The 18,902-nt window shown below is 72.5% G+C and carries 14 protein-coding genes; 8 read left to right on the top strand and 6 right to left on the bottom strand.

What is annotated here, in order from left to right; all coding sequences use genetic code 11:
- The first annotated feature begins 10 nt into the window (after nt 1-10).
- The 3 genes from ABTX81_RS05560 to ABTX81_RS05550 all read left to right on the top strand — a co-directional run bounded on the left by ABTX81_RS05560 (nt 11) and on the right by ABTX81_RS05550 (nt 2,461).
- Entirely contained in the window at nt 11-142 is a 132-nt protein-coding gene (locus tag ABTX81_RS05560) for a hypothetical protein (protein WP_350541683.1), read from the top strand.
- 109 nt (nt 143-251) lie between these two features.
- Nucleotides 252-1,160: an aKG-HExxH-type peptide beta-hydroxylase gene (locus ABTX81_RS05555; protein WP_350541682.1), complete on the top strand. Its 909-nt coding sequence runs from the start codon at nt 252-254 to the stop codon at nt 1,158-1,160.
- Complete coding sequence (locus ABTX81_RS05550; protein ID WP_350541681.1) at nt 1,157-2,461, top strand: serine hydrolase domain-containing protein; 1,305 nt, start codon at nt 1,157-1,159, stop codon at nt 2,459-2,461. Before ABTX81_RS05555 ends, ABTX81_RS05550 begins: the two co-directional genes overlap by 4 nt.
- 354 nt (nt 2,462-2,815) lie before the next feature.
- Here ABTX81_RS05550 and ABTX81_RS05545 read toward each other — a convergent pair whose 3' ends face one another.
- The gene (locus ABTX81_RS05545) at nt 2,816-3,550 is read right to left on the bottom strand and encodes a hypothetical protein (protein ID WP_350541680.1); all 735 of its coding nucleotides are present in this window, start codon (nt 3,548-3,550) and stop codon (nt 2,816-2,818) included.
- A 396-nt stretch (nt 3,551-3,946) separates the two neighbouring features.
- On the opposite strand from ABTX81_RS05545, the gene ABTX81_RS05540 reads away from it, so the two are divergent.
- Nucleotides 3,947-10,372, top strand: coding sequence for an SDR family NAD(P)-dependent oxidoreductase (locus ABTX81_RS05540; protein ID WP_350541679.1), 6,426 nt, complete (start codon nt 3,947-3,949; stop codon nt 10,370-10,372).
- Nucleotides 10,373-10,414: 42 nt separating this feature from the next.
- Nucleotides 10,415-11,635: a geranylgeranyl reductase family protein gene (locus ABTX81_RS05535; protein ID WP_350541678.1), complete on the top strand. Its 1,221-nt coding sequence runs from the start codon at nt 10,415-10,417 to the stop codon at nt 11,633-11,635.
- Between the two features lie 21 nt (nt 11,636-11,656).
- Here ABTX81_RS05535 and ABTX81_RS05530 read toward each other — a convergent pair whose 3' ends face one another.
- The 4 genes from ABTX81_RS05530 to ABTX81_RS05515 are packed head-to-tail and all read right to left on the bottom strand — an operon-like array spanning nt 11,657 to nt 16,004.
- On the bottom strand, nt 11,657-12,733 hold the full coding sequence (locus ABTX81_RS05530; protein WP_350541677.1) for a terpene synthase family protein: 1,077 nt from the start codon (nt 12,731-12,733) through the stop codon (nt 11,657-11,659).
- Nucleotides 12,734-12,783: 50 nt separating this feature from the next.
- Nucleotides 12,784-13,866, bottom strand: coding sequence for a polyprenyl synthetase family protein (locus ABTX81_RS05525; RefSeq protein WP_350541676.1), 1,083 nt, complete (start codon nt 13,864-13,866; stop codon nt 12,784-12,786).
- A gap of 44 nt (nt 13,867-13,910) precedes the next feature.
- The gene (locus tag ABTX81_RS05520) at nt 13,911-15,431 is read right to left on the bottom strand and encodes an ABC1 kinase family protein (protein WP_350541675.1); all 1,521 of its coding nucleotides are present in this window, start codon (nt 15,429-15,431) and stop codon (nt 13,911-13,913) included.
- A gap of 42 nt (nt 15,432-15,473) precedes the next feature.
- Nucleotides 15,474-16,004: a hypothetical protein gene (locus ABTX81_RS05515; protein ID WP_350541674.1), complete on the bottom strand. Its 531-nt coding sequence runs from the start codon at nt 16,002-16,004 to the stop codon at nt 15,474-15,476.
- A gap of 492 nt (nt 16,005-16,496) precedes the next feature.
- Here ABTX81_RS05515 and ABTX81_RS05510 point away from each other — a divergent pair, with 492 nt between their 5' ends.
- The 3 genes from ABTX81_RS05510 (at nt 16,497) to ABTX81_RS05500 (ending at nt 18,440) form a co-directional block, all read left to right on the top strand.
- Nucleotides 16,497-16,940, top strand: a complete 444-nt coding sequence (locus tag ABTX81_RS05510; protein WP_350541673.1) for a hypothetical protein — start codon at nt 16,497-16,499, stop codon at nt 16,938-16,940.
- Nucleotides 16,941-17,897: 957 nt separating this feature from the next.
- Nucleotides 17,898-18,020 (top strand): hypothetical protein, encoded by a 123-nt coding sequence (locus ABTX81_RS05505; RefSeq protein WP_350541672.1) that lies wholly within the window; start codon nt 17,898-17,900, stop codon nt 18,018-18,020.
- A gap of 12 nt (nt 18,021-18,032) precedes the next feature.
- Complete coding sequence (locus ABTX81_RS05500) at nt 18,033-18,440, top strand: hypothetical protein (protein ID WP_350541671.1); 408 nt, start codon at nt 18,033-18,035, stop codon at nt 18,438-18,440.
- A 133-nt stretch (nt 18,441-18,573) separates the two neighbouring features.
- Here the strand turns inward: ABTX81_RS05500 and ABTX81_RS05495 are convergent.
- On the bottom strand, nt 18,574-18,902 hold a 329-nt coding region (locus ABTX81_RS05495; protein WP_350541670.1), incomplete at its 5' end, for a pirin-like C-terminal cupin domain-containing protein.

The following is an 18,902-nucleotide window of genomic DNA, read 5'->3' as shown; positions in this document are numbered from 1 at the left end:
AAGTACCGCCATGAACCGCATCACGGAGTTCCTGGACGCCGTCGAGGACCTGCGGGGCGAGGACGAGGACGTCCGCACCACCGCCCACACCTCCAGCGTCTCCGCCGACGGCTGGCCGGCCGTCGAGGGCGACGCCGCCTGAACACCCGTAGCCGTCCGGCGCGCTGAACGCCGACGGTGACCACCCGGGGCCGGACCAGACCGCGGCGGGCCCGGCCCCGGGCCACCCTCACCCGACCAGGAGTCGACATATGGACAACCCCGGCCTCTTCAACTTCCCACCGATCAACCGCCTGCACCGCGACCGCACTGGCAAGATCCACACCATCCTCAGCCCCGACGCCCAGCCCCGGCCCTCGGGCCTCGGCCCCGCCGCCGACTACTGCCTGGCCCACCACGCCCTCGAAGGCGCCGAGGCCGCCGCTCGCTCCGGCGAGCAGGCCACCTTCGACTGGTACACCGCCAACCCCCACGCCGACGCCGCCGCCAGCTCCGCCCCCACCGCCCTCGGCCCTCGCGTCGTAGTCGCCCCCGACCTCATCACCCTGCCCCGCTCCCCGATCTCGGAGACCCCGTACTACGTGCTCGGCCCCGGCAGCGAACCCGCGCCGATTGCCCTGCGAACGCTGGCGGCCGACGCGTTCGCCACCGCCGCCGAGACCGGATTCGGCAACCTGCTGGCCTCCCACGCCGTCGTAGCGGTACTGCTGCGAACCAAACAGCTCGGCGAGACCCTCGACAGCTGGACCATCACCCGCCTGCCCGGCACCGTCTTCCTCGACCACGTCGCCGACCCCGTCGTCCTGGCCCGCGACCTCATCCACGAAGCCGGCCACAACTGGCTGAACGACGCCCTCACCGCCAGCGGCTGCAAGATCGACGACCAGGCCGCCTTCCCCTCCCCGTGGAAGCAGAGCATGCGGCCCGCCTTCGGATTCCTCCACGCCTGCTGGTCCTTCCCCCTCACCATGCTCTACACCGCCCGCGCCCTGGAGCACACCGATGGCGCCGTGCGGCGCTTCCTGGCCGCCCACCTCGATCAGCAACGCGTGCAGCTCGCCAGCACCATCGCCAACCACCCCCGCGCCCTCGAACTCGTCAGCGACGAGGCCCTGCGCGAACGGCTCGCCGCCGTCCACCGCCAGGCACTCACCCTGTGACCGCCGACCGGCCGGAGGCCCCCGGCCTCACCCTGCTCGTCCGACGCCCCGGCCAGGCGCCGGTCCGCTGGCACACCGGCCTGGCCAACATCGAGCACCGCGTCCCGATCGGGCCCGGCACCGCCTTCAACGCCGGCTCCGTCGCCAAGCAGATCACCGCCCACCTGGTCCTGCTCGCCGCACGCGACAGCCTGATCCACCTTCACCAACCGGCCGCCGACCTACTGCCCCGCCTCCAGCTCACCGGCGTGACCATCGCCGACCTCATCACCCACACCTCCGGCCTCCGCGACGCCGAATCCCTGCTCTCCCTCGCCGGCCTACGCGACCTCGACCACTACACCGCAGCCGACCTGCGAACCCTCGCCTACCGACAGCGCGAACGCGCCGTTGCCGAGGGCCAGTTCCTCTACAGCAACACCAACTACCTCCTCCTCGCCGAACTCCTCGAAGCCGTCCACCACACCTCGCTCCCCGACCTCGCCCGCCTCCGGATCTTCGCCCCGCTCGGCATGCACGCCACCCACTTCCAAGCCGACCCCCGCCAGCTCATCCCCGACGCCGCAGCCGCCTACCGCCCCACCGAGGACGGCTGGCAACACACCCAGACCCCCGTCGCCCTACCCGGCCCCGGCACACTCTTCACCACCACCGGCGACCTCGACCGCTGGCTCAGCCACCTCCATCAACTGTGGCAGCACGACACCAACCCGCTGCCCTGGGAGAAGGCGCTCGGCTACCAGCCAGCCGACCACGATCCGTACCGGTACGGACCAGGCCTATACGCCGACCCCCGTCCCGGGCACACCACCGTCTTCCACTACGGCCACGAGCACGGCTTCTCCGCCGCCACCTACCTCGCCCACGACGGGCTGCGGATCATCTGCCTGGCCAACACCACCGGCCTGGCCGCCGACCACGCTGCGGCGGCCATGCTCCATGCCCTGGAACAGGACCCCGGCCGAGATCTGGACGGCCTGCTGCCCGTGGCTGCCGAACGTGCGCAACGGCCCGCCAAATCCACCACAGCCGCGCACGAGAACGACGAGCCGCTCCCCCACGAACTCGGTCGCTTCACCTGCGACCAAGTCCCGGGAACCCTGCGGCTCACCCGGACCGACGACACACTCCACCTTTGGCGCCGCGGCACCCCGGACCTACTCTCCCGCACCGGCCCCGCCACCTGGGCCGGCAGCGGCTACACCCTCACCCTGACCAGCGGTACCGATGCCATCCAGAGCTTCACCCTCGACCTCGACCGGGCCCCCAACCTCGCCTACGTCCGCCTGCAACCGTCCTAATGACCCTTAGCCGATCACCCCGGCCCGCCGGCCGCAGCGTCGTCCCGCCACGCCCGATTCCCCAACCACCCCCGTGTGGCAGTCGGCCGGACAACCTCCAAGGGCTCGATATCGCCGTGGTCGCTATCCCCGGCATCGCAGGGTTCGTCCGAGGCCGACACCCGTAGGCCCCCGCACCTGAACGCACGGGTGGCGACTCCCTCGCGAGTGGACGAATTCCCGGGGCGAGTCTGGAAGGTCCGTAGTCCTCGGCGACCAACCAGCCCTGCCCATCAGCGGACAGCGAGGTCTCGGGATGTCCAGCAGTCGTACCGTGACGGGCGCTCCTGGTCGTTGGTGACGACGGCCAGCTGCTCAGGCCGAGCTTCCATGAGCAGCCCGACTCTTGACTTCGGCTTCGGCGAGCTGTGAGGCGAGGATCCTCAGCTTTGGGAGGTAGGACTCAATGTCGTCGATCACCCGGCGGAGGTCGGCGGCATTGAGATCCGTCCAGTTGTCGAGGAGCATTCCGCAGGTGGGTTCGCCGTCGTAGGTCGCCAGGTGTGCGCTGAGATACGGTCTGCCGCGGCCAGGGTTGCGGGAGTCGACAGCCTCAAGGGTGATCTCGACACTCTCGCAGTCCGGGTGCGGTTCCCCACCCTTTTCGCACCACGGATGAGCGCGGCAGCCGTTGTCGGCCTGCGGGGATCCGACAGCGGCGAGATATTGAGCCTCTTCGTCGATCCGGTTGGCCTGGTTGCGCAGCTGTGCGGCGAAGTCGCGAGCCTCGTTCTGGTTCATCTCCAGGTCGGCGCCCTGGCCCCAGCCTTCGGTGATCGGCTCGCAGCCGTCGTCTGCGAGCCACGTGCGACGGATGGTGAAGACCGGAACTCCGAGGGGCCCGTGGATCGTGTGCTGGGGGCCGTGGTGGTCGAACTGGTTACACGGGACCGGCCGGGTCCGCGTGGTCGACGATGCAGCCGGGCAGCGGCCGTCGCCATCCCACACCCCGCCCCGCCCCGCCGGGCCCGTCTGCACCCGGCCGCCCAGAGAGGCGACCTCTCCGCAGAAGCCGTACCAAAGCTGATGCAAAGCCAGGAAAGTCAGCAATGGGTCAGCATCCATACGAGCAGACCATGCGACAGAAGCCCAGAGCTGAGAATCGACAGGCCTTAGCCTGCTCCTCCAAGGACGGTGCGTGGCGGCGGCAGCGCGGGCCAGTTGGACAGGGGCGTGGACGCATCACGGCCGGAAGCCGACCCGTCCTGCCGCACGACAGGCGGGCGGCCGTGTGGGGTCGACGGCAGAGGTTCACTCGGTGGATTGAACCTGGCGTGTTCGGCTGTCGATGTGCCCTGGTACTCCACCAACCGCTGGTAAACGCGCCCTGCGGGGGCCTCCGCCGCGTACCGACACAAGAGATATCACACGGTCGATGCGGAGCGCGGTACGGAACGTGCTGCAATCGGCCACTTCCCCGGTTTCACGGTGAAGGGCGGACACGTCATGCATGTGCACCCCGCAGTCACGGCACCCGGAGCAGGTCGGGACGAACCGGTCGCGGTCGTCGGAGCCGCCTGCCGGTTCCCCGGCGGTGTCCATTCCCTCGGCTCACTGTGGCGGTTGTTGGCCGCACGTCGAGACGCCGTGCGGGAGGTGCCGCCGGAACGGTGGGAGCAGACGGAACTGCTCGGCCTCCCCGCCGAGGTTGCGGCGCGGCTGCGCTACGGCTGCTTCCTCGATGACGACGTCTACGCCTATGAGCCGGAGTTCTTCGGGATCAACGCCCAGGAGGCGCCCTGGGTCGATCCGGAGCACCGGCTGCTGGCCGAAGTGGTCTGGGAGGCCATCGAGCACGCCGGCATTCCCGCCGGGCGGCTCGCGGGTACGCCGACGGGGATGTTCTTCGGCCTGTACCAGAAGGACTACATGCTTCGCGTGCAGCGGCCTCTGGCGGAGACCGGCGCCTACGCGATGTACACCGGCTTCGACAGCATCGGGCCCGGCCGCGTCGGCTTCATGCTGGACCTGCGGGGGCCTCAGGTGGTCGTCGAGAGCGCCTGCGCGTCCGGACTGGTCGCCGTGCACGCCGCTTGCCAGAGCCTGCGGACCGGTGAGTCGGACGTCGCCCTGGCAGGAGCCGCCATGCTCACCCTGGGGCCGGAGGGAGTCGTCGCTCCTGCGCTGTGGGGCGTGTTCTCCCCAACCGGCCGTTGCCACGCCTTCGACGCCGCCGCCGACGGCTACGTCCGCGGCGAAGGCTGTGGCGTGGTCGTGCTCAAGCGGCTGGCGGACGCGGTGCGTGACGGGGACCGGGTGCTCGCGGTGCTGCGCGGTACGGCGGTCAACCAGAACGGTCGGGGCACCCGGTTGAGCGCGCCCTCCGAGCGCGCGCAGATCGACCTGTACCGGCTGGCGCTGGAGCGCGCCGGCGTCGAGGCCGGTGACGTCGGGATGGTGGAGGCGCACGGCCCGGGCACGGCGGTGGGCGACCCGATCGAGTTCGCGGCGGTGGCCGCGGTCTACGGCAAGGGCCGGGGCCGGTGCGCGCTGGGTTCGGTGAAGACGAACATCGGGCACACCGAGCCGGTGTCGGGCGTGGCGGGTCTGCTGAAGGCGATCGCCGCCCTCAGGCACGGAATCGTTCCGGCGAGCCTCAACTTCCATGGCTGGAACCCGCAGATCGACCCCCGCGGCACCCGGCTGTTCGTGCCCAGCGAGAGTACCGAGTGGCCGGTGCGGGGACGGACGCCGCTGGCCGCCGTGTCCTCCTTCGGCATCAGCGGTACCAACGTCCACGTCGTGCTGGAGCGCGCCCCGGTACCCCGGCGCACGGTTCCGGTCGGCAGCGTCCGGCAGTACCGGGCCCCTCTGGTGTTCCCGCTGTCGGCGGGCACGCCCGGGGCCCTGCGGTCGGCGGCCGGGCGCCTGGCCCGGTGGTTGGCCGGAGAAGGGGCAACGGTGCCGTTGGGGGATGTGGTGCACACCCTGGCCGTGCGTCGCTCGTCGGCGAGGGAGCGCGCTGCCGTCGTCGCGAGCGGCCGGCCGGAGCTGGTGGCGCGGCTGGAGGAACTGGCGGCCGGGGCCGCGCCCCTCGGTGTGGCGACCGGCAGAGCGGTTGCGGGCGCCGGACAGGGTGTGGTGTGGGTCTTCTCCGGGCACGGCTCGCAGTGGGCGGGCATGTGCCGTCGACTGCTGGACCACGACGCGGAGTTCACCCGGGTCGTCGACGAGCTGGAGCCGCTGGTCGCGGAGGAGTCCGGCTTCTCCCTGCGTCGGACGATGGGCCGGCCGGAGGTGGTGACCGGGTTCGACCGGGTCCAGCCGGTGATCTTCGCCATTCAGCTGGGCCTGGTGGCGATGTGGCGGTCCCACGGCGTCGAACCGGCGGCAGTGATCGGCCACTCCATGGGGGAGGTCGCCGCCGCGGTGGCCGCGGGAGGGCTGAGCGTCGAGGACGGCGTGCGGGTCATCTGCCGGCGCTCCCGGCTGATCCTGCGGACCGCCGGGCAGGGCCTGATGGCATCGGTGGCCCTCGGCCGCGCCGAGGTCGTACGGCTGCTGGCGGAACAGGACGTGCGCGGGGTCGCCGTGGCAGTCGTCGCGTCCCCGGAGACCACCGTCGTCGGCGGCGACGCCGACCGCATCCGCCGCCTCGCCGAGGAGTGGGACGCGCGGGGCATCGGCATCCGCGTGGTCGAGGTGGACGTCGCCTCGCACACCGCCCACATGGATGCAGTGCTGCCCGATCTCGCCGACGCACTCGCCGAGGTCTCCGGCAGGAGGCCGGACGCGCGGTTCTACAGCACCGTCACCGACGACCCGCGCGAACTCCCGGCCTTCGACGCCTCCTACTGGTCGTACAACCTCCGCCGGCCGGTGCGCTTCTCCGACGCGGTCCGAGCCGCGGCCGAGGACGGGTACCGGCTGTTCGTCGAGATCGGCCCGCACCCCGTCCTGGCCCACCCGGTACAGGCCACGCTCGCCGCGCACGGCCACGGCGACAGCGCCGTGGTGCCCTCCCTGCTGCGCGACGCCGACGACGCGCTGGCGTTCCACACCCATGTGGCGGCGCTGCACTGCGCGGGCCACCCGCTCGACTGGGCCGACCGCTACCGCGGCGGCGCCCTGGCCGACGTGCCGCCGACCACCTGGGAGCGAACCCGGTACGTCGTCGATCCCTCACCGTTGCGGCAGTCGTCAGGGCATCCGCACCCGCTCACCGGCCCGCACACCGAGGATCCCGACGGCGGGGGCCGCCACCTGTGGCAGACGCGCATCACCCCCGCGACCCTTCCCTGGTTGGACGCCCACCGCGTGAACGGCGTCGTCGTGGTGCCCGGCGCCGCGCTGTGCGAGATGGCCGTCGCCGCCGCCATCGACCTGTACGGCACGGGCCCGGAGCGCCTGCGCATCACAGGCATCGACCTCCAGCGGCTGCTGCTGCCGACGTCCGACGGCACGACCGTCACCGCCACCGCCGAGGCGGCCGGCCCGGACACCGCCCGCTGGCGGGTGGCCGGCACGGCGCCCGACGGCACCCGCGTGCAGCACGCCGAGGCGTTCCTGCACCTCGTACCCGAGTCGGAGCCCGTCCCGGACGGTCGGGACCCACACGGCCTGACGGCGGAGTTCCCACACGCCGTCGACGTGGCGGACGTCTACCGGCAGATGCGTGAGGAGCGCGGCGTGCACCACGGCCCGCCGTTCGTCGCCCTGCGAGCCCTGTCCACGGACGGGAGGGCCGCGGACCGCCCGGGCGCCCGGCTCCTGGCCCGGCTGCGGGTACCCGACGGGGGACGGATCGGAACGCAGGCGCTCCACTGCCACCCCGTCATGCTCGACGCCTGTCTCCAGGCCGTCGCGGGAGCCGTGCTGCGGTGCGGTTCCGTGCCCGCGGGAGGCATCCTGCCGCGGGGCATCGAGGCGTTGCGGCTCTACGGGACGGTCCCGCTAGGCGGGTACTGCCTGGTCACCCTCACCGGCATCGACGGTGACCGGTACCGCGCGGACTTCCGCCTGTGGGCCGAGGACGGTTCCGTGGTCGCCGACGCGACCGGGGTCGAGTTCCGCCACATGCCCGCCGAGAGTGCGGAGCAGCGGTTCGCCGCGCGCCTGTTCCGGGCGGTCTGGGAGCCCTGCGAACGCCCGGAGCCGCGAGAACCGACCGGAGCCTGGACCCTCCTTGTGGAGGACGGGCGGGAGTCCGACGCGATCGCCCTGCGGAAGGCACTGGAACAGCACGGGGCCACCGTGCGCCTCCGGAGGCCCGCGCCGGACGGCACGATCCCGCTGTCGGCCGCCGACGCGGGAGTGGCGTCCCAGGCAGTGGTGTACCTGCCGGCGTCGGGCGACGGACCGGACCGCCCATCGCCCGACCGCCTGGCGTTGGAGCAGGTGGCCCGCCTCGCCGGAGCAGCGCGCGCACTCGCCCCCACCACGGAGGGTGCGACGGCGCCCCGCCTGTGGACCGTCACGTCCACAGCGCAGCAGGTCCTGCCCGGGGACCGGCCGGACCTGGGGCAGGCGGGTCTGCGCGGCTTCGTCCGGGTCCTGAGCCACGAACAACCCGAACTGCGCCCCGCGGTCCTGGACGTGGAGCGGCGAACGACGGCCGAGGAGGTGGCCGCAGAACTGCTGTCCTGCCCCGACGAGCAGGACGAGGTCGCCCACCGGGGCGGGACGCGGTACCTGGCGCGGCTGCGCAACGCCCCGCTGGACGAGCGCGAGCGCCGTCATTCCGCCGTCGACCGCCGGTGCGACCGGGTCGCACTGCACCTCGCGCGCCCCGGTGATCTCGACTCCTTCGAGTTCGTCGCCCAGTCCCGGCGGAGGCCCGGGCCGGGCGAGGTCGAGGTCCGGGTCGACGCCACCAGCGTCAACTTCATCAACGTGCTCCAGGCCATGGGCGTCTACCAGCGCTTCAACGCGGGCGAGGAGCGGGCGGATGTCTGCGCGTTCGACGGCGCCGGCGTCATCACCGCCGTCGGGGACGGCGTGCGGAACGCCCAGGTGGGGGACCGCGTAGCCGCGATGTTCGTGGACGGGGCCGAATCGGCCGTGATGTCCTCCTTCGCGACCGTCCGCGACGACTGCCTTCTGCCGGTTCCCCGGGCGGTGCGGACGCGGGACGCCGCCGGCCTGCCGTGCGCCTACCTGACCGCCTGGTACGCCCTGCGGCACCTGGCCCGACTCCGGCCGGGCGAGAAGGTGCTCATCCACTCGGCGAGCGGCGGCACCGGTCTGGCTGCGCTGAACCTGGCGCGGGTGCTTCGCGCGGAGGTCTGGGCCACCGCGGGCAGCGAGGCCAAACGGGACTACCTGCGCGGTCTGGGCGTGGAGCACGTCATGGACTCCCGCACCCTGGACTTCGCCGAGCAGGTGCGCGAGCTCACCGGCGGCCGAGGCGTCGACGTCGTGCTCAACTCCCTCACCGGCCCGGCACAGTCCGCCGGTCTCGGCCTGCTGGCGCACCGGGGCCGGTTCATCGAACTCGGCAAGCGGGACATCTATGCCGACACCCGGCTGGGGCTGCTGCCCTTCCGGCGCAACACCAGCTTCGCCGGCGTCGATGTGCTGATGATGATGCGCCAGGACCCTGCCCTGCTGGCCGAGGGCTACCGCGAACTCACGGCCCTGCTCGCGGACGGCACCCTGCCGCTGCTGCCTGTCACCGAGCACCCCGTGGCCGAGGCGGCCTCGGTCTTCCACACCATGGCCGCCGCCCGGCACACCGGCAAGCTCGTCCTCACCTGGCCCGCGGACGGCACCGACGCCCTGCTGCCCGTGCGGCCCGGGGACGTGCCCGTCGTCCGACCCGACGCGAGCTACCTGGTCACGGGCGGCCTCGGCGGCCTGGGTCTCCTGGTCGCCCGGTGGCTTGCCGAGCGGGGGGCCGCCGCCGTGGTGCTCACCTCCCGCAGCGCCCCCACCCGGTCCGTGCGCACCGCCCTCGACGCGGCCACCGCCGACTTCGGTACCCGCTTCGAGGTCGTGAGCGCGGACCTCACCGCGCCCGGCGTCGCCGACACCCTCGTACGGACCGCGCTGGACACCGGCCACCCACTGCGCGGCATCGTGCACGCCGCGGCCGTCGTCGAGGACGCCACCGTCGCCAACCTCACGTCCGCCCTCCTGGAGAAGGCCTGGCGGGCCAAGGCGACCGGGGCCTGGCTGCTCCACCACGCCGCGGCCGGCCAGGAGCTGGACTGGTGGGTCGGCTTCTCCTCCGCAGCCTCGTTGCTGGGAAACCCGGGGCAGGGCGCCTACGCGGCCGCCAACGCCTGGCTGGACGAGTTCACCTCCTGGCGCCGGGCCCAGGGCCTGCCGACCTTCTGCGTCAACTGGGGCCCCTGGGCGGAAGTCGGGCGCGGTGCGGGGTTGGAGGAGCGCGGCTACGCCATGATCGCGCCGGCCGAGGGAATTGCGGCCCTGGAACGCATCCTCTCCCACGACCGCGACCGCACGGCCTATACCCCTGCGGACTTCGCCCGGTGGCTGGAGTCCTCTCCCGCCGTCGGCCGCACCGCCTTCTTCGCCGAACTGGCGGATCCCGCGGCGGGCACGGACGCCGCCACCGGCAGCCTCCTGCTCGCGTCGCTGCGGGAGACGGCCTGCCCCCAGCAGCGACAGCGGCTGCTCCAGCCGCGGGTCGTCGAACACATCGCCGCGGTCCTGCGCGTGGCAGCCGACCGGTTCGACGCCCACACGTCCCTCGTCACGATCGGCCTGGACTCGCTGATGGCGATCGCCCTGCGCAACCGGCTGCAACGGGAACTGGCCCTGGACATCCCCACGACGGTGATGTGGACCCACCCGACCGCCTCCGCTCTCACCCGGTACCTCCTGGCCCGCCTCCACCCCGCACCGCAGCTGGACGACGCGACGCCCGAGGCGGCACCGGCCGTCACGTCCCCGGCCGGTTCCGGGTGACGTCCCACCGCCCGTTCCGCCCCCACCGAGAGGTGACCACCCATGTCCCCGTCCTCCGGCCTCACCCGCCGCCCCGGCATCTGGGACGTGATCGTCGTCGGAGCCGGCCCGGCCGGCACCACCGCCGCGCGCGTCGCTGCCGAGAACGGCTGCCGGACGCTCCTGCTGGAGCGTGCCACGATCCCCCGCTACAAGACGTGCGGGGGCGGCCTCATCGGAGCCTCCCTCGCCGCGCTGCCACCAGGCCTGTCACTGAACGTCCACGACACGGCCGGGCGGTTCACCTTCGGCCTCAACGGCCGGAGGGAGCGCACCCTCGCCTCCGCCTGCCCGACCATCGCCATGGTCCACCGCAGCGAGTTCGACGCGGCCCTGACCGAAGCCGCCGCAGGGGCCGGCGCGGAAGTCCGGGACGGCACCGTGCTGGCCGCCCTGGACCAGGACGGCGACACCGTCACCGTGCGGACCGGCCGCGGCGACACCCTCCGCGCCCGTGCCCTCGTCGGAGCCGACGGCAGTGCCGGCAAGGTCGCCCGGTACGTAGGAGTCCAGTGCGCCCAGGTCGACCTGGCGCTGGAGGCCGAAGTGCCGGTCGACGACAGGACGGCCGACCGATGGCGGGGCCGTCTCCTCATGGAGTGGGGGCCCCTGCCCGGCTCGTTCGGATGGGTCTTTCCCAAGGGGAACGTCTGCACTGCCGGCGTGGTGGCTGCCCGGGGGAATCCCGTCGCCCTGCGCGCCTACAAGGAGGACTTCCTCGGACGCCACGGTCTCCTCGGTCCCCGCCCCCTCCACGACACCGGCCACCTGACCCGGTGCCGTCGCCCCGGTTCACCCCTGTCGCGGGGGCGGGTGCTGGTCGCCGGCGATGCCGCGGCCCTGCTCGACCACTGGTCACGGGAAGGCATCTCCTACGCCCTGCGCTCCGGAGACCTGGCCGGCAACGCCGCCGTCGGCCTCGCTCGCACCTCCGACGCGGCGCAGGCGCACCTGGCGGCCGACGGCTACCGGCAGCAGATCGAGGACGTCCTCGGCGTGGAGATGCGGGCCAGCAGCACGCTGATGGACCTCTTCGTCCGCAACCCCGCTCTCGTCCACACAGCCCTGACCCGGCTGCCCCTCGCATGGCGTCGCCTCGACGCCTACATCGCCGGCCGCACCAGCGTCGCCGGGATCATGACCGCGCCGGTCGTGCGCGCCGCCGTCGCCCTGACCAGCACGTTCCCGTCCCGGGGTGGGCGGCCGCCGGGCACCGGCCGCTGACAGCACCCGGCCCCGGCCGGTTCAGCACGAAAGGTCCTGCCACCACCAGGAGATGCTGGGAAGGCGGCGGGGGTCGAGGGCACCGGTGAGCGGTCGCTCGGCCCAGGGGAGGGCGTCGGGGGCGCCGGGCGCGCCCGGGCCGGAAGCGGCGTCGCGGAGGCCGAGGTAGCGGGGGACGCGGAGCGCCCACTCGATGTTGCCGCGGATGCCGTGGCCGAGGTCGTCGAGGTACCGGCGCAGGTCGGCGCCGGCGCGTCGGGCGACCTCGGCCCGCAGCGCGAGGAACCTGTCCAGGACGGCGTCGCGCAGTGCGACGGCCTCGCGGACCGCCTGCCGGGAACCGAGGGCGTGCCGCGTCGTCAGGACGGCGACGATGTTCTGGTCGGTCTGACCGTGGCCGGTCTCCTTGGCGTGGGAGTGGCGGTCGTTGTCGAGGGCGGCGACCAGGATCGCCATCTCGGTCAGCGCGCAGACGGCGGGGGAGTCCATCTCGGCGGCCGGTACCTCGATGCCGTTGGCGATCTCCAGCATGGCGTAGGTGGGTTCGCCGCCCGCCGAGTGCAGACGCATGCTCAGGTAGCCGTCCAGGTCGGGCATGCGGCCGGCGGCGCGGTTGCCGATCTGCCACTGCACTCCGCTGAGCCAGGCGCGGTGGGCCTGCTGGAAGCGCCGGTTCTGGACCGGACCGGCGCAGGCCCGGAAGCGCTCGCCGATGTCGTGCAGCGCCGCGGCGTACGGGTCGCCGGTGTCCAGGGAACCGGGCAGCTCCAGGGCCCGCTGGACGGTCCCGGCCATGGCGGCGAAGCCGGCCGGGTCCGCGGCGAGCGGGCCGTCGTCGCAGCGCGCGTCGTCGAAGGCGAACCCCCAGTAGACCCAGCAGACGGCGATCCACAGGCGGTCGGGATCGGCGTCGGGGGCGAAGCGGGCGTAGAACTCGGCGCTGTTGGTGCCTGCGGTCCAGGCCCTGGACGCCGCGGTGGGGCACAGCCCCGTCCGGTCGAGCCAGGCGCGGGCCCGGCGCTCGACCGCGTCGACCTGCGGGTGGATGGCGGAGGGGACGGGGCAGTAGAACGGCAGGAAGTCGAGGGTGGTGCCCACTGTTCCTCCGGTGCGTCGTGGTCGGAAGGCAGGTCGGCCGCTGGGGCGCCTCACGCGCTGCGGTGGACGGTGGCGGCGGCGAGGCCGCGCAGGGCGGAGACGGCCTCGGCGGGGAAGCCGGACCGGTCGAGCGCGGCGAGGGCGACGTCGTAGCGGTCGGTGATCATCCGTTCCACGGCAGCGCGCGCTCCGGTGCCGTCGAGGATCCGGCGCACCCGCGCCACGCCCTCCTCGTCGAGGCCCGGGTCGCCGACGAGCCGGGCGAGCTGCTCCCTGTCGGCGCGGCCGGCCCGGCGTACGGCCAGGGCCGTCAGGACGGTGGCCTTGCCGGACCGCAGGTCCTCGCAGGCGGACTTGCCGGTGAACCGCGGGTCGCCGAAGGCGCCCAGGAGGTCGTCGCGCAGCTGGAACGCCTCGCCCAGCGGGAGCGCGAAGGCGGAGCACGCGCGGAGGAGGCCGGGGGGCGCGCCGGCGAGGGCGGCGCCCAGGTGCAGGGGCCGCTCGACGGTGTACTTCGCGGTCTTGTAGAGGTTGACGGCCATGGCGCACTCGATGTCGGGGGTGACGGTTCCCGTGGTCAGCAGGTCCAGGTACTGACCGTGGACCAGTTCGGCGCGCATGGCGTCCATCAGGGGCAGGACGGCCCGGTACTCGCTCCCGGTCAGCTGCGCGGTGTGCAGCAGTTCGTCCGCGCGGACCAGTGCGAGGTCGCCCAGGAGGATGGCGGCGCCGGTTCCGAACGCGTCGGCATCGCACCGGCCGGCGTGCCGGGCCGCGAAGGCGCGGTGGGCCGTGGGAAGGCCGCGGCGGGTCTCACTGGCGTCCATGATGTCGTCGTGGATCAGCGCGAAGGCGTGGAAGAGCTCAAGGCTGGCGGCCAACCGGAGGACCCGCTCCTCGTCCCCGCCTCCGCCGGCGGCGTGCCAGCCCAGTACGCACAGCACGGGCCGGATCCGCTTGGCCGGGGCAAGGACGAAGTCGCCCAGGGCTCGTGCGAGTTCGCCGGCCGAGCCGTGCTGGGCGGGCACGGCGGCGGACGGGGCGTGCCGGAGGAACTCGGTGAGGACGGCGTCGATGCGGGTACGCAGGCGGGGCGGGTCGAGGACATCGGCGGCGGGAGTGTTCGGACTCACCTGGACTCCTTGTGGTGCGAGGCGCGGGCGTGCCGCGGGTGCTGCTAGCCGGTCCTCGACTGGTGGCGCCAGAGCAGCGCGGCGCCCAGCGTCAGCGCGACCTCCGCGGCGCCCAGGCTCAGGGCCGGTTCCCGGCGGGCCCCGCGCACCGCGTCGTTGAGGGTCATGCGCATCGTCAGGTCCCGGTTGGACAGGTCCCGGGTGACCCCGCGCAGTTGCTGGGGCGCGGCGGCGCCAGCGGAGATGATCTCCAGGGCGGTGCGGACCGCCTGCTGAGGTGCCAGGGACTCCTTGACGAGATCGATCACGATGCCCGTGAGCTCCTCGGAGAACACGTCGATGATCGAGATCTCGGGCGCCAGGTGGCGGATGGACCCTTCGATGTTGGCGAAGGACTTGCCGAGGACGGAGACCATCGGACTGGTGCGGATACCGCGCCGCGTGGAGTGTTGCAGGACCGCCGTGAGCGTCACCCCGAAGTTGAGGTCCTCCAGGGACGCGGTGGCGATCTGGGGCACCAGGGCCGCCATGTCCCCGGCGAACGCGGAGGCGTTGCTCCAGGACGTGGTGCTGCCCATGTCGATCCACGCCCGCGCGGTGCCGGCCCCGTCGTTCATCGCCAGGTTGAGCAGCAGGAGCAGGATGCTGTTGCTCATCGGCCGGTCGATGCGGCCCACCATGCCCCAGTCGATCAGCGTGGCCGGCTGCCCGGGGTGGACGAAGACGTTCCCGGGGTGCGGGTCGGCATGGAAGACCCGGTCGACGAAGAAGCCCCGGTACATGAACGCCAGGAGATCGCGTCCGATCGCCGCGCGCTCCTCCGCGCTGAACGCGTCGCGGTCCGCCTCGCGGATCGGCTTTCCCGGCGCGAGGCTCTGCACCAGGACCCGCGGAGTGGCCCGGACCACCTCCGGTACGGCGATGTACTCGAAGTCCTCCGCGGCCTTGGCGGCCTCCGTCATGTTGCGGGCCTCCATGACGAAGTCCAACTCCGGCCGCATCGCGTCGAACACCACGCTCAGCATGGCCTCGACGTCGATGACCTCGTTGAACCGGCGCGCCCGGCGGGCCGCGAATCGCGCCAGTGATCCCATCAGCTTCATGTCCGCGGCGACGGTCTCGCGGACCCCAGGGCGCTGGATCTTCACGGCGACCTGGCGCCCGGAGGGCAACTGGGCCCGGTACACCTGCGACAGCGAGGCGGTTCCCAGCGGATTGCCGGTGTCGATGTCGCGGAAGCCGCTCCGCCACAGCGGTCCCAGCTCCTCGGTGAGGATAGGCTCGAACTGGGTGAAGGGGGCGGGAGCCGCCCGGTCCTGGAGCTTCTCGAACTCGTCGATCATCTCCTGGGAGACGATGTCGGGGCGGGTCGCCAGCATCTGGCCGACCTTGATGTAGAAGGGGCCCAGCCGCTCCAGCGCGTCACGCAGGTCCCGGGCGCGCCGGACGGCTCCGGAGCCCTGTCCGTTCACGAGCCCCTGGTGCGGCCTGACCGCGCGCGCCGCCTCCTGCCCGGCCAGCTGGGCGAGGATCCGCATCAGCAGCCGGCCCCGGCCGCCGCTCACCACGGGCGCCGCCGTCCGGAACCGGGCCGGCCCGCCCGGCGGTCAGCGGTCGCCATCGGACAGCCGGTCGATGCGGTTGGCGAGGTGCATCAACTGCTCTTTGAGCGAGCGCAGTTCGCCGCTCTCGCGACCGTCCCGCCCGTCCGTCCGGTCGTCTCGGGGGCCGCCGCCCTCCCGGGGGCCCTCCCATTCCCGGGAATCGTCCCGGTCCCGGTCGTCGCGACGGGGGTGGTGCCCGTGGCCGGGGCCGTGGTGCCCGTGGTCGTGGCCGTGGTGGCAGTCGTCGTGGTCGTGGTGAGGATGGCCGTGGCCGTGCCCGCCGTGGGGGCCGTGGTGGCAGCCCCCGCGGTCGTGGTGGCAGTCGTCGCGGTCGTGGTGGTAGTCGTCGCGGTCGTGGTGCCGGGGGTGGTGGTCGTGGCGGTCCGGGTCGTCGTCCAGGGCGCGGCTGACCGAGTGGCGCATCCCCCGCTCGAAGTCACCGGCTCTGTCCAGGGTGTCGTCCACCAAGTCCTCCGCCGCGTGGACGATGCGACGGAGGGCATGGCTGAACGAGGACCGCTGATGGCGGGACATGGGGCCTCCTCGAAGGACCGGCGCGGCTCGGCCGAGGGAATTCTCGACGCTCCGGCGGAATTGATCGGCTTTCTTGAATGGTGTCCCGCGGGCGCTTCCGGAAACGTGTGCCCAGTCGCGCTCTCCGAAGCAGGGGAGCGCGTCAGAAATTGTGCGCCCGGCGTGTGCGTGTGCGGGAGAAGTGAATTCAGAACCGAGGGATCATCGGCACCTCGGCGTGGGAGAGGTTTCGGGTGCGGACGTCGACTGTGCGGTCACGGCAGGAGAGTTCCCTGCTCGTGGCGGTATGGCGAGCGTGCGCGGGTCGGGTTTCCGGGCGGTGGCGGCCGATGGCGCGGAGCGATGGTCGTACTTTCGCCGGCGCATCAGCAGGGGCGTCGGCAGGGGAGGTCCATGATTCTGGTTCGAATTTCACACTGCGAGGAATAATCGGGCGTAGATCGTGCACGTTCACGAGGCGTCAAGGACGTCGACGGGAAAAGGAGGATCAAGGTGGCTGACATCAAGAAGATCAAGGCCCGCGTCCGTACCGCGGACGTTCCGAACGCCGGCACCCACGGCTGGGTCTACCTGGGCATCGCGGGCCGGGAGTTCCTCCTGAACGCCGCCGACACCAGCGCAGGACTGGAGCGAGGGGACAACTGGACCTTCGTCCTGGGCGAGGACTCCAACGTGGAGAACCCGAGCCGCAACGATCCCCGCAGGCCGCAGTTGGACACCGACGACCTCGACCGCTTCCCGACGTACCTGCGCCTCGAACCGGACGGCCACCGCCCCGCCTGGTGCCTGGAACGCGTCTGGGTCACCGTCAACCCGGAATCCGACTTCCCCCACACCTTCGACAACCCCCGACTCGCGGACTTCGGGGAGCACCGGCGCCTGTGGCTGGCCCAGGAGTGCGGCAAGCAGCTGTTCCTGAAGCGGTACAACCCCTGAAGCGTGCTCCGGCACTCACGCACAGGTGCGTGAGTGCCCGCCGGCCCGGCGGCCGCAGGAAGGGCGGCCGGCGGGCCGGCGGCCCTGCCGAGACAGAACGCGCTGAACCGTCGACTGCGCCTACGCGACCGTTCCCCCGGGAGGCCCGAACGAGCGGCACCGCGCGGTCGAGGCCACATCCGAGCCCCGGAGCCGGCGCAGCGGGGCCCACCACTCGTTTGCGCGGCGATTCGTTTGGCGGCGGCGATCCAGGGTTACCGGGCATTGGACACAGCAGCCCTGAGGAGGACGTCGTGGTGGAGCCCGGACCGGTGAAGAAGATCGTGCACAAGGTCGTGGAGGCTGCGGAGGGCATCCCTTCCATGGAGCGGCCACGGCGGCGACCACGGGTGCCCGGTGCACCCGATGCTGAGCATCCGCAGGTGGCGGAGCCAACCGAGCCGCGGGCGCCGCTGCCCCCGAAGCCGGATCAGCGGGCGCCCGCTCCGCTGTCCGCGACCGGACGGGACACCGGCGCGCCTGCGGACGCCGCGGCGCACCTGCAGCAGCACCGGCCCCCGCGGGCCAGCCTTCAGCGAGTGGTCCGAGTCCGGCAGCCGAACGCCCTGAGCGGTCGTCAGGTAGCCGCTGGTCCGGGATCCTGAGCGCGTCCTCCACCGCGTTCGGTTCGGCGTTCACCGGCGGCGCGGTCACGATCACCGAACGCCTGGAGGCCTCGGGCCCGGTAGGCCTCCTGCGCTCCGCACGGGAAGCCCTGCCAGGCGGCCCGTGTGGGGCGTTCGACGCCGAGACCGACGGTCTGCTCGCCTGCACCGGCGAGGCCGCGGGCGAGCTCCAGTTGATCGTGCGCGGCGGCGGGGCGCCGCTCAACCGGAACGCGGGAGCCGTTCGCACAATGCTGGCGGACCTGCCGGCCTGCTCGCGCCCATACTCGGCGGCAACCCCGTCATCTGGGGTGTGCACTACCCGACCTGCGGGAAAGCCGAAGCACCGGACATCGCGTCGGTCTGCGCCACCCGCGAGACCTGCCGACCGCTCGCCGACAAGGTGCTCGCCTACTGGTTCCCGTTCGGCCGCTGACCAAGGAGATCCGTGGATCCGCCGCTCGACATCGAGCTCTCCACCGTGCCCGACCAACTGCTCGCCAGCCCTGAGCAGGGTGAGCTACTTCGCGCCGACCTGCGCCTGACGGTCACCAACCTGTCCGCGGCGCCCGTCTGGTGCAGCGCGCTCACGGTGGTGCCGCGCGTCGGCCCGGGGGCACCGCAGCTGCCGCTGCTCGCCCCGGGAATCGTCGGCTGGACCTCCCCCGCCACCTGGACGGTCGTCGCCCCGCAGGAGGACGTGCTGCTCGTGGTGCCGCAGGACGGGACGGCCTGGCATCGCCGGACCGAACAGGCGTCCGGCCCGTCATCAACTGATGCCCCATCAGGAAAGTCAGCAAGAAGTCAGCATCAATACGAGCAGACCGTGCCATGGACTCCCAAACTTGAGAAATGAGAGGCCACCCATATCACCTCCCGCGAGCAGCTGAACCGGGGAGTGACCACTCGCCGCCGGGGAGCCGGATAGCCCCACTCGACCCCGTCGAAGATGACAGTCGAACACGCCGTCAGGTCACCATTCTCGCAGGTCAGCGCACCCGACCGCGCGCCTTCAGGGGGATGTCGGGCAGTTCCGGCGCCCGCAGTCGGGCACCGTCGTAGCCGTGGACTTCACCGAAGCGAATTCCCTTCTCCCAGTCGTTTCGTGCCTGTACGATCTCGTCACCGGATCGGCCGATGAAGTTCCACCACATGACGAGTTTCTCGGGGAAGGGTTCGCCGCCGAGGAGGAGGAAGGCGGTGTCGGTGGTGGCGTGGAGGGGGAGGTGGGGGCGGCCGGTGCCGAGGTAGAGCATGGCGCCGGGGGTGAGGGGGACGCCGTCGGCGGTGAGGGTGCCGGACATGGTGAGGACGGCGT

It is taken from the genome of Kitasatospora sp. NPDC097605, from assembly GCF_040302725.1.
GTDB lineage: Bacteria > Actinomycetota > Actinomycetes > Streptomycetales > Streptomycetaceae > Kitasatospora.
This window is presented reverse-complemented; position numbering and strand designations above follow the sequence as displayed.

What these genes read in the sequence shown, in the direction of transcription:
- ABTX81_RS05560 (WP_350541683.1), top strand. Translation starts at nt 11, where the DNA reads ATGAACCGCATCACGGAGTTCCTGGACGCCGTCGAGGACCTGCGGGGC.
- ABTX81_RS05555 (WP_350541682.1), top strand. Translation starts at nt 252, where the DNA reads ATGGACAACCCCGGCCTCTTCAACTTCCCACCGATCAACCGCCTGCAC.
- ABTX81_RS05540 (WP_350541679.1), top strand. Translation starts at nt 3,947, where the DNA reads ATGCATGTGCACCCCGCAGTCACGGCACCCGGAGCAGGTCGGGACGAA.
- ABTX81_RS05535 (WP_350541678.1), top strand. Translation starts at nt 10,415, where the DNA reads ATGTCCCCGTCCTCCGGCCTCACCCGCCGCCCCGGCATCTGGGACGTG.
- ABTX81_RS05515 (WP_350541674.1), bottom strand. Translation starts at nt 16,004, where the DNA reads ATGTCCCGCCATCAGCGGTCCTCGTTCAGCCATGCCCTCCGTCGCATC.